Here is a 9,550-nt window from a genome sequence, read left to right as displayed (position 1 = left end):
GCTGCGGGTGGACTCGATTCTTCCGATCACGACGGTGATCCTGTCACCTGCCGGTCGCCGAGGATCTCCGCGAGGATCCGGTTCTGTTCGACGGCCTCGGCCGGGTCGTCGTCGCCGACCGCGCCGGCGAGCAGGATCAGCGCCTTCCACAGTGCCCAGCCGCGGCCGCGGGCCCACGTTGCGGCGTCGGCGCCGAGCCGGTCGCGGAACGCCGCGCGGCTCTCGCCGGTCAGCATGGTCCAGGCGATCGCCAGGTCACAGGCCGGGTCGCCGACGCCGCAGGTGCCGAAGTCGATGACGGCGGCAAGGGTGCCGTCGCGGACCAGCAGGTTGCCGTCGGCGATGTCACCGTGGAACCAGACCGGCCGGCCGTCCCACGTCGGTTCGAGGGCGGCCTGCAGCACCGCGGTGACCTGCTCGCGCGGGATCCGGTCGCCGAGCGTGCCGATGGCCTGCCTTGCGGCGGGGGCGTACCGGCTCAGGGGGCCGCCGCGGAACCAGTTGTGCAGGCCCGGCGCGGGGCCGCCGGTGGCGTCGACCTGCCGCAACGCGACGAGGAATCCGGCCACGTCGGCGGCGAACGCGGTGCGGTCGCCGATGGCGGCGGTGCGGGCCGGGGTGCCGTCGATCCATGCGTAGACCGACCAGGTGAACCGGAACCCTTCGGCGGGTTCGCCCTGGGCGAGCGGTACGGGGACGGGCAGTGGCACCTGTTCGGCGATGACCGGCAGCCAGTGGTGTTCCTTGGCCACGGCGAGGGCGTATTCGGCGGCGGTCGGCAGCCGTACGGACATGGTGTCGCCGAGGCGGAAGGTCTGGTTGTCCCAGCCGCTGACGGGTACGGGCCGTACCGGCAGGGCGGCCCATTGCGGGAACTGGGTGGCGATCAGGCGCCGCACCACGTCGGGGCCGACGAGACGCCGGTCGGGCATCGGTACGGGGTCCGGTTCGGAGCTCACCGGGACAACGTGTCCGATTCCGGTCCCCCGCGGCAACGGGTTTTCCCGTTACCGGCGAGGATGGCAGGGTGATCCATCGCCACGCGCCGGTGAACGCGGCGCTCGTGGCCGATGGTGGCCTCGGCGGAGAGGAAGACCGTATGACCGTGACCGACCCGAAGTCCGACCTGCGTCACTATCTGCAGGTCGCGCGGGACGCGATGCTGTGGAAACTCGACGGGCTCGGTGAGTACGATCTGCGCCGCCCGCTGACGCCGACCGGCACGAACCTGCTGGGTCTGGTGAAGCATCTGGCGCTGGTGGAGGCCGGCTATTTCGGTGACACGTTCGGGCGGCCGCCGGCTGATGTGCTGCCGGGCTGGGAGGACGACGCCGAACCCAACGCCGATCTGTGGGCGGCCGCCGACGAGTCACGCGACCGGGTGGTCGACTTCTACCGCCGGGTGTGGCGGCACTCCGACGCCACGATCGAGTCGCTGGAGCTGGACGCGACCGGCCGGGTGCCGTGGTGGCCGGAGGCCGAGGCTGAGGTGTCGTTGCATCAGATTTTGGTGCATGTGATCGCTGAGACGCACCGGCATGCCGGGCACGCCGACATCGTGCGGGAACTGATCGACGGGGCCGCCGGGATGCGCCGCGACAACGACAATCTGGCGCCGGGCGACGCGTCCTGGTGGTCCGGGTACCGGGACCGGCTTCAGCGGGTGGCGGAAACCTTCCGGGAGGCCTGAGGGCGCGGGGCGACGGCGGCCCGTGCGGCGCGCCGCGCCATCGCCCGCACGATCGGCGGGTGGAACAGCCCGACGACGGCCAGGTAGCCGCGGCCGCTGCGGTTGCGGGCGGTGGCGTGGGTGGACAGGGTGATCGTGGTGCCGTCGTCGTCGGGTTCGACCAGGATGGAGGCCCGGAAGTCCAGGTGTCCGGCGTCGGTGCCGAGCAGCAGTTCGCGGTCGGTGCGGGCGACGGTGTCGAAGGCGCTGGCGTCGCCGCGGTCGATGCCGAACGGCGCGACGAGCGCGTTGCGCAGCCGCAGCAGGGCGGTCACGGCGGGCGGCGGGTTCCGGAAGATCGCGTCGGCCCAGGTCTGCGGGTCGAGGCTGGTTCCCGGGGGGACGCGCACGGCGTAGGCGTCGGCGAGGTCGGGGTGCGGCAGTGCGGCCTTCAGCAGCCGGGCATTCTCCGGTACGGGTACGGCCCGTAGCCGCACGCTTTCGGTCGCGACGGCGAGCCGGGCGCGCCACGGGTAGCGCACCGGGCGGGCGACGGTGCCGGTGACGGCGTGTTCGGCGTTGTCGAGCAGGTGTTCCACGACGGTGTCGTGGCAGACGCGCACGAGGGCCGGCCACAGCAGCCGCATCTTTCCGGTGGAGGTGGCGACGAGCCGGTGGCGCAGCACGCAGCTGCCGGGGCCGTGCGGCAGGATCTCGGCGGTGTGGGTGCCGGTCAGCCCGATGCGCGGGTGGAAGGTGAACTCGACGCGGCGGCCGGGTTCGTAGGCGGTGACGTGGTAGCGGACCGGTCCGTGCCCGCCGTCGGCGCCGACGGCCAGGGGCCGGTCGAAACGCATCGGGATCCAGGTGGGTGACGGCCAGAGCGGGTCGCCGGGGGCGCCGAGCCGGTCCAGCAGTGCGCCGGCCTCGGCGATGCCGGTGGCGAGGATCCGTTCGTGGATGTTGTCGATGACGGCCATGACCCCTCCATACGGTAGCGTATGTTTCTCCGTACCGTACCGTATGGAGATGGTTGAACGCCGCACCCGCAAGCAGACAGCGACCAGGCTCACTGCCGAGGACTGGACCGCCGCGGCGCTCGCCGCGATCGGCCGGGGCGGTCTCGCCGCGGTGGCCGTGGAACCGCTGGCCGCCGGCCTCGGCGCCACCAAGGGCAGCTTCTACTGGCATTTCGCCAACCGCGACGCCCTCATCGAGGCGGCCCTGCAACGCTGGGAGACCGAACACACCGACGCGGTGATCGCCATGGTCGAGGCCCAGCCCGACCCGCTGACGAAACTGCGGACCCTGATCGCCGTGGTGATCGAGTCAACGACCATCCCGGACGCCGACTCCATCGAGCTGGCGATGCTGGCCACCGCCGACCATCCGCACGTAGCGCCGGTGCTGGCCCGGGTGACGCAACGGCGCGTGGCGTACACCGCCGAACTGTTCGCCGGTCTGGGCCTGCCGGCGGAGGAGGCCCAGCACCGGGCGTTGCTGGCCGTCAGCGCCTATCTGGGGCACGCGCAGCTGGCGCACGCCGCCCCGCAGGTGGTGCCGGGCACCGACGCCGAGCGCGGCAGGTATGTCGACCGGATCATCGCCCTCGTGACGGCCCGGTGATCGGCTAGCCTGCCGGGCGTGATCTACCTGCGTAACGCGGTGGCCATGTGGACCGCCCGGTTCCCGGCGGCGCACCTCGACGCCCGCCTGCTGCGCGTCGACCGGCCGGTGTCGACCCGGGTGATCCTGCTCGAGCCGCCGGACGAGCCGGCGATCGCCGCGATCGCGGCGCTGGCACCGGACGCCACGGTGGTCGTGGAGGACGTGTTCACCAGCCCGGACGCCGCGCCGCTGTGGCCGTCGGCGCGCGGCATGTGCATGCCGGTGATGAACCGGCCGCCGGGAGCGCCGCGGGAACAGCCGGCGGTGCCGGTGATCGAGGTGAAGGATCCGGACACGCTCGCCGACGCGGAACGCGTCATGGTCGACGGGTTCCCGTTCCCCCAGCTTCAGCCCTGGGTACGCGGTCAGGCCCTGCCCCCGGAGGTTCTCGCCCTGCCCGGCTGGCGGGTGTGGCTGGCGTACCACGGCGGTGCGCCGGCCGCCGCGGCCTACACCTACGACGACGGGCACGCGACCGGCCTGTACTGGCTGGCCACCCTGCCCGGCCACCGGTTGCGAGGGCTGGGCCGGGCGGTGCTGACCGCGGCGATCGCGGCCCGCCCCGATCACGAGTTCACACTGGTCGCGACCGAGGCGGCCGGGCTCTCTACGAGTCACTGGGTTTCACCGTGCAGACCATGGCGATCTGGCACACCCGGCCGCCGCTACCAGGTCCACCTCTGTAGCGCGGCCGGCGGTGACGCGCAGGTGGCGATGCTGACCTGTGCGCTGTTGGCGCTGGACGCCGCGGTCAGGCACAGGGCGGTGTTGCGGATCGGGCGGATCGTGCCGTCGACGCGGTACTCCCAGTCCTGGGCCACGCTGGTGTTGCAGCCCCACATCCAGATCCGCTGGCCGTTGACGAAACTCTGGTTCGGGATGTCCAGGCAGTTGCCCAGGATCCGGATCGAGGAGTCGTACAGCAGCCGGGTGATGGCCTGGGCCTTGGAGTTGTTGCAGTTGTAGGTCTGCACGTAGGTGCGTGGCGCCAGGTTCGAGGCGGGCAGGTCCAGGCAGCGGCCGGTGCTGTTCTTCATCGGGCTCATCACCGGCATCCAGCCCTTGTTGACCTGCACGTTGCGGGCGATCGACGGCACCCCGGCGGCGTCGGTGACCACCAGCATGTAGTGGCCGGGCGGGGCGACCCCGCCGGTCGGTGGCCCGGTGACGTTGAGCGTGGTGCCGGAGACGGTGAAGCGCAGCGGGATGTAACGCTGGCCCTGGTCGACGCCGTGGGTGACGTCGGCGTAGGAGATCAGGGCGACCTTGACGATGTCCGCGGCCTGCGGGCTCGTCATGGTGAACGGCAGGTTGACGCCGACGGTGGCAGGCGCCGTGGCGATGACCGGCCGGTCGGCGAGCTGGCCGCTGCCGTCTTTCTTGAACAGGTACGGCGGGCTGTAGTACTCGATGTTCTTCTCCAGGTAGCCGACCTTCTGGCAGTCGCTGCAGATGCCACCGCCGCCGGTGAGCACCCGCCCGTCGGGTAGCAGCGCGGCCGTGGAGTGGTACTGGCGAGCCCGGTCGGCGCCGGCCAGGGCGGTCCACTGTCCGGTGACCGGGTTCCAGCGTTCGGCGGCGTAGACCGCCTTGTTCAGGTCGACCAGGCCGGCACCGCTGTTGTATCCGCCGGTGACCAGTACGGACCCGTCGGCCAGCACGGTGGCGTTGTGCTGGCGGCGCCCGGCCGACATCGAACCGGTCGCCGCGACAGCCGGGGTGAGCCCGGTGTTGGTGTCGACGACGACCGCGGTCTTCGTCGGTACGTTGGTGGCACCGTCCTCGGCGAGCGCGCCGCCGCCGACGACCAGCGTCTTGCCGATGTCGTAGGTGACGAAGCTGCCGTAGCCGCGGTTGATGGCGTCGCGGGTGGCGGTGCCGGTGATCGCCGCGGTGCCGGCGGTGTTGATCGTGTAGCCGGGGTTGTTCGGGCCGATCAGGGCGAGCTGGGTGTCCGGCCGGGACACCAGGAACGGATAGACCCGCGCGCCGTACCTGGTGAATCCGGTCAGTGCGCGGATGGTGCCGTTGGCCTGATACACCTCGGCGGTCGCCGGCCCGCCACCGATGATCACTTCCTCGCCGTTGGCCGTTTCGGCGACCGACGGATACCAGCGGGCGCCGGCCATGTCCTGGCCGCGGGTGAACGTCTCGGTCTGCCAGTTGAAGACATAGGTGCGCACGATGCCGTCCATCGCGGCGTTGGCGTTTCCGCCGGCGATGAGGATGTTGCCGTTGGGCAGGTGCGCGAATCCGGCGCAGAACAGGTTGGCGCCCTGCAGATCGACGCGCCGGAAGGTGTTGCCGGCCGGATTCCACACCATCACCCGGGTGAAACTGTGGTCGGGATAGCTTTCGGTGGGTTTGTCGCCGACCGAGTCCCAGATGAGCACCTTGCCGTTGGGCAGAACCGCGGTGAAAACCGGCACGACGTCGGTGGGCAGCACCGCGCTCCACGCCCCGGAGATGCCCGGGTCGGCGTCGGCCTGAACCTTGAACTGTGCCTTTCCCGGCTGCCGGCCGGTCTCGCGCTGGATGCGGGCGGCGTTGGCGGCGGTCGTCTTCTCGATCTCGTGCAGCGGGACGCCGACCAGGTCCTGGGCGCGGTGCTCGGCGTCGTCCTCGTGCGAGTGCGCGCCGCCGTGTTCGTGGGCGTGGGTGTGCCCGGCGGCCGCGCCGGGGCCGGCGGTGACGATCAGAATTGATGCGGATAAAAGGCATGACGCGACTAATGCGCGGCGTAGACGCATGGCATTTGTCCCTTCACCGGTCTCAAGCATCCGTTGCTTGCGACAGCGAGTCCGGGACCTTCATTGCAGAAGCAAATACCCCTTGATAAATGCGACCCTTTTATCCCCGTTGATTGATCTCGTGCCGCCCCCGTCAATGTTCACTGTGCTCACCATAACGCTCACTAAGGAGACCTTCAATATTGATTGATGGCACTTCCGGGCGCGGCCGAATCAGCCGAACGGCCAGAGACGGCCATAATGGATCAATGACCGAGGAGATCCTTTCCGGGGGCAACATGGGCGGAGCGGTACGCGCCGGCGACACGGTGCGCCGCCCGGCCGGCCCGTGGACCCCCACCATCCAGCGGCTGCTGGCCCACCTGCGCGCACACGGCATCGACTTCGTGCCCGAGCCGTTCGGCGTCGACGACACCGGCCGCGACAACGTGTCCTATCTGCCCGGCACCGTGCTGGACGGCGAACTGCCGTCGTGGGTGTGGCACGACGACGTCCTCGTCGCGGCCGCCGGCCGGCTGGCCCGGCTGCACGCCGCGTCGGCCGGCTTCGACACCACCGGCGCGGTGTGGCGGATACCGGCGCACGAACCCGCCGAAGTGATCTGCCACAACGACTTCGCGCCGTACAACATGGTGTTCACCGGACACGACCTGACCGGGGTGATCGACTGGGACACTGCCTCCCCCGGCCCGCGGATCTGGGACCTGGCCTACCTCGCCTACCGGCTGGTGCCGCTGACCGACCCGGCCAACACCGAGACCATCGACACCGGACTACCCGAACGGTCCCGCCGGCTGCGGCTGCTGTGCCACGCCTACGGGCCCGGCCCCCGCCCCCACGACGTCCTGACCGTGGCCGCCGAACGGCTGCACGACCTGGCCGCGTTCACCGCCGCGCGCGCCGCCGACGGCCACGAACACCTGCACGCCCACGTCGCCCTCTACCACCGCGACGCGGCGTGGATCACCGCCGCCAGTCGCCGGCCGGCGTGAACTCGGTACGTTCCTGCCGCAACCCCGTCACCTCGGTGATGTCGACCTCACGGGCGTGGTAACCACGTTCGAACGTGGCCGACATGCCCAGCCGCGCCGCCGTCGCGTCGCTGACGAACGCCGTCACCATCAGCAGGTTCGGCCCGAACCAGGCGGTCACCTCGCACCGCTCGCCGCGGAACTCGCACCACGTCTTCAACGCGAACCGTTCCTCGATCTCGGCGACCGGGACGATCAGGCCCGGCTCCACCCAGTCGGCGCTGCGGGTCGTGCGATAGCCGGCCGGAACCGCCTCACCCGGGCCGAGTTGAGTGACCACGCTGGTGTCACCGGAGTTCGACGCCACCCGCAGCAGACGGCCACGCCAGCGAACATACTCGCCGTCGCGGCGGTCGAACCGGGTCACGGTGATCCCTCTACAGTCGTGAACGGTACCGGCAACACGGGAGGAAAATACTTCATGCCAGCCACGATCGAGCAGTACCCGGTCGGCTCCGGGCCGTACGCGGTGACGACCGGCCCGGACGGCGCGCTGTGGTACACGCTGGTACACAGTGGCCGCATCGGGCGGCTGTCCCCCGGCGGCACCCCGGCCGGCTTCGCCGTGGGCGCCGGTACCGGACCGACGATCATCGTGCCCGGCCCCGACGGCGCACTGTGGTTCACCTGCTACCGCTCGCACCAGATCGGCCGGATCACCACGGCCGGGCAGGCCACCCTGTTCCCGCTGCCGACACCGCAGGCCGGCCCGTTCGGCATCACCGCCGGCCCGGACGGGGCACTGTGGTTCACCGAGTCGGCCGCCGACCGGATCGGCCGGATCACCCCCGCCGGTGAGATCACCGAGTTCCCGCTGCCCGGCACCGGCATGTTCGCATCGGCGATCACCGCGGGCACCGACGGCGGCCTGTGGTTCACCCTGAACCAGGCGAACGCCATCGGCCGGATCCGCACCGACCACAAGATCACCGTGTTCGCGCTGCCGACACCGAAGGCCGGGCCGGTCGGCATCACCGCCGGCCCGGACGGCGCGGTGTGGTTCGTGCAGATCCTCGCCGGACAGGCCGGCCGGATCACCGCGGACGGCGACATCACCGAGTTCCCGTTGCCGGACCGGGCCGGCCGCCCGCACGCCATCGTCTCCGGCCCCGACGACCGGCTCTGGTTCACCGAGTGGGCCGGCAACCGCGTCGGCGCGATCGATGTGTCCGGGCACGCCGAAACCTACGACCTGCCGGTGGCCGGCAGCGAGCCGCACGGCCTGACCGCCGGCCCGGACGGCGCGGTGTGGGTGGCACTGGAGAACGGTCACCTCGCCCGCATCGCACCGCGGGACCGGTAACCGGCGCTGACGACCCCGGGCGCCCCCGTCTCAGGTGGTGGCGCGGAAGAACAGGAACGTGCCGAGACGCCGGCGCCGGCCACGGCCCGTCTCGGCGGCCGTGACGAACCCGGCGCCGGTGAACGCACCCGGGCTCAGACCGGTGGAACGGCCGTGGGCGCCTGCAGGAAGCCCGCCGCCTGCTCACCGCGACCGGCCTGCCGATCACCGCGGTCGCCCGCCGCTGCGGCTACCCCGACGCCTCCTACTTCATCGAACGCTTCCGCGCCGAACACCACGTCACCCCGGCCCAATGGCGCACCGGCAGCACGCCCGCCGGCTGACAACGGCTCAGGCCGACGGCAGGAACTCGCGGGCACCGCGCAGCCGGGTCGCCAGCCGCGACCGGGTGAACGCCCCGTCCAGGCGGACGTCACCCGCCCCGGCAATCCCGGCCGCCGCCCGCGACCCGGCCCGCAGCCGGCCGGCATCCAGACCGTCGCGCCGCGCGATCAGCAGACCCAGCTCGTACCGGCTGACCGCGTCGGCGCCCGCCACGTGAAACACCCCCGCACACCGTGACGCCGCCAGCTCCAGCAGCGCCGCCGCCAGATCCCGCACCTCCACCGGACACCGCACGTCATCGGTGAACAGCACACCGTCGGCCGTCCCCGCCGCCAGCGCATGCACACGAGCAACGATCGCCGTCGACGCATCACCGACGATCAGCGACGTACGCGCCACGACCGCCCCCGGATCGACGGCCCGCACCGCCGTCTCGGCGGCCGCCTTCGCCGCCCCGTACATCGTCGCCGGAACCGGATGGCACGTCTCGTCGAAACTGCCGTCCGCGCCGGAGAACACCGCGTCGCTGGACACGTGCACCAGCCGCGCCCCCGCACGAACCGCGGCCACCGCCACATGAGCGGCACCGTCAGCGGTCGCCGCCCAGTCGTCCTGCCGATACCCGGCGTTGATCACCACCGAGGGACGGGTCCGCTCCACCAGCGCCGCCACCGCACCCCGATCACGCAGGTCGGCGTCCCGGCTACCGGCAGCCGTCACCGGCTGCCCCGCCGCCCGCACCTGCCGCACCAGCTCCCGGCCCAGACCACCGGTGCCCCCGAACACCAGCACGCGCACCGAAGCC

At 71.6% G+C, this 9,550-nt stretch carries 10 protein-coding genes and 1 pseudogene; 6 read left to right on the top strand and 5 right to left on the bottom strand.

Features of this window, described 5'->3' with window-relative positions; all coding sequences use genetic code 11:
- Positions 1-26: 26 nt before the first annotated feature.
- Positions 27-959 carry an aminoglycoside phosphotransferase family protein gene (locus AB0G04_RS10800; protein WP_360980029.1) on the bottom strand — a complete coding sequence of 311 codons (933 nt, stop codon included), beginning with the start codon at positions 957-959 and terminating at the stop codon, positions 27-29.
- 140 nt (positions 960-1,099) lie between these two features.
- Here AB0G04_RS10800 and AB0G04_RS10795 point away from each other — a divergent pair, with 140 nt between their 5' ends.
- Entirely contained in the window at positions 1,100-1,690 is a 591-nt protein-coding gene (locus tag AB0G04_RS10795) for a DinB family protein (protein ID WP_360980026.1), read from the top strand.
- On the opposite strand, the gene AB0G04_RS10790 is transcribed toward AB0G04_RS10795, so the two are convergent.
- Positions 1,657-2,649 (bottom strand): DUF2867 domain-containing protein, encoded by a 993-nt coding sequence (locus tag AB0G04_RS10790; RefSeq protein ID WP_360980023.1) that lies wholly within the window; start codon positions 2,647-2,649, stop codon positions 1,657-1,659. The two genes, AB0G04_RS10795 and AB0G04_RS10790, sit on opposite strands and share 34 nt — an antisense overlap.
- Before the next feature lie 49 nt (positions 2,650-2,698).
- Between AB0G04_RS10790 and AB0G04_RS10785 the strand changes: the two genes are divergently transcribed.
- Positions 2,699-3,295, top strand: coding sequence for a TetR/AcrR family transcriptional regulator (locus AB0G04_RS10785; RefSeq protein WP_360980020.1), 597 nt, complete (start codon positions 2,699-2,701; stop codon positions 3,293-3,295).
- 45 nt (positions 3,296-3,340) lie between these two features.
- Positions 3,341-3,886, top strand: a pseudogene (locus AB0G04_RS10780) (GNAT family N-acetyltransferase); the annotation flags it as partial.
- Between the two features lie 116 nt (positions 3,887-4,002).
- On the opposite strand, the gene AB0G04_RS10775 reads toward AB0G04_RS10780, so the two are convergent.
- Positions 4,003-6,087, bottom strand: a complete 2,085-nt coding sequence (locus tag AB0G04_RS10775) for a galactose oxidase-like domain-containing protein (RefSeq protein WP_360980017.1) — start codon at positions 6,085-6,087, stop codon at positions 4,003-4,005.
- Between the two features lie 248 nt (positions 6,088-6,335).
- On the opposite strand from AB0G04_RS10775, the gene AB0G04_RS10770 reads away from it, so the two are divergent.
- Positions 6,336-7,079: an aminoglycoside phosphotransferase family protein gene (locus AB0G04_RS10770; RefSeq protein WP_360980014.1), complete on the top strand. Its 744-nt coding sequence runs from the start codon at positions 6,336-6,338 to the stop codon at positions 7,077-7,079.
- On the opposite strand, the gene AB0G04_RS10765 is transcribed toward AB0G04_RS10770, so the two are convergent.
- On the bottom strand, positions 7,051-7,485 hold the full coding sequence (locus AB0G04_RS10765; protein ID WP_360980011.1) for a hypothetical protein: 435 nt from the start codon (positions 7,483-7,485) through the stop codon (positions 7,051-7,053). The genes AB0G04_RS10770 and AB0G04_RS10765 overlap by 29 nt on opposite strands.
- Before the next feature lie 54 nt (positions 7,486-7,539).
- Between AB0G04_RS10765 and AB0G04_RS10760 the strand changes: the two genes are divergently transcribed.
- Together AB0G04_RS10760 and AB0G04_RS10755 are read left to right on the top strand one after the other, a co-directional pair.
- A complete protein-coding gene (locus AB0G04_RS10760; protein WP_360980008.1) occupies positions 7,540-8,421 on the top strand; it encodes a virginiamycin B lyase in 882 nt (293 codons plus the stop codon).
- 161 nt (positions 8,422-8,582) lie between these two features.
- The gene (locus AB0G04_RS10755) at positions 8,583-8,744 is read left to right on the top strand and encodes a helix-turn-helix domain-containing protein (RefSeq protein WP_360980766.1); all 162 of its coding nucleotides are present in this window, start codon (positions 8,583-8,585) and stop codon (positions 8,742-8,744) included.
- A 7-nt stretch (positions 8,745-8,751) separates the two neighbouring features.
- Here AB0G04_RS10755 and AB0G04_RS10750 read toward each other — a convergent pair whose 3' ends face one another.
- Positions 8,752-9,543: a sugar nucleotide-binding protein gene (locus tag AB0G04_RS10750; protein WP_360980005.1), complete on the bottom strand. Its 792-nt coding sequence runs from the start codon at positions 9,541-9,543 to the stop codon at positions 8,752-8,754.
- Positions 9,544-9,550 lie beyond the last annotated feature (7 nt).

This window comes from Actinoplanes sp. NPDC023801, from assembly GCF_040639655.1.
Lineage (GTDB): Bacteria > Actinomycetota > Actinomycetes > Mycobacteriales > Micromonosporaceae > Actinoplanes.
This window is presented reverse-complemented; position numbering and strand designations above follow the sequence as displayed.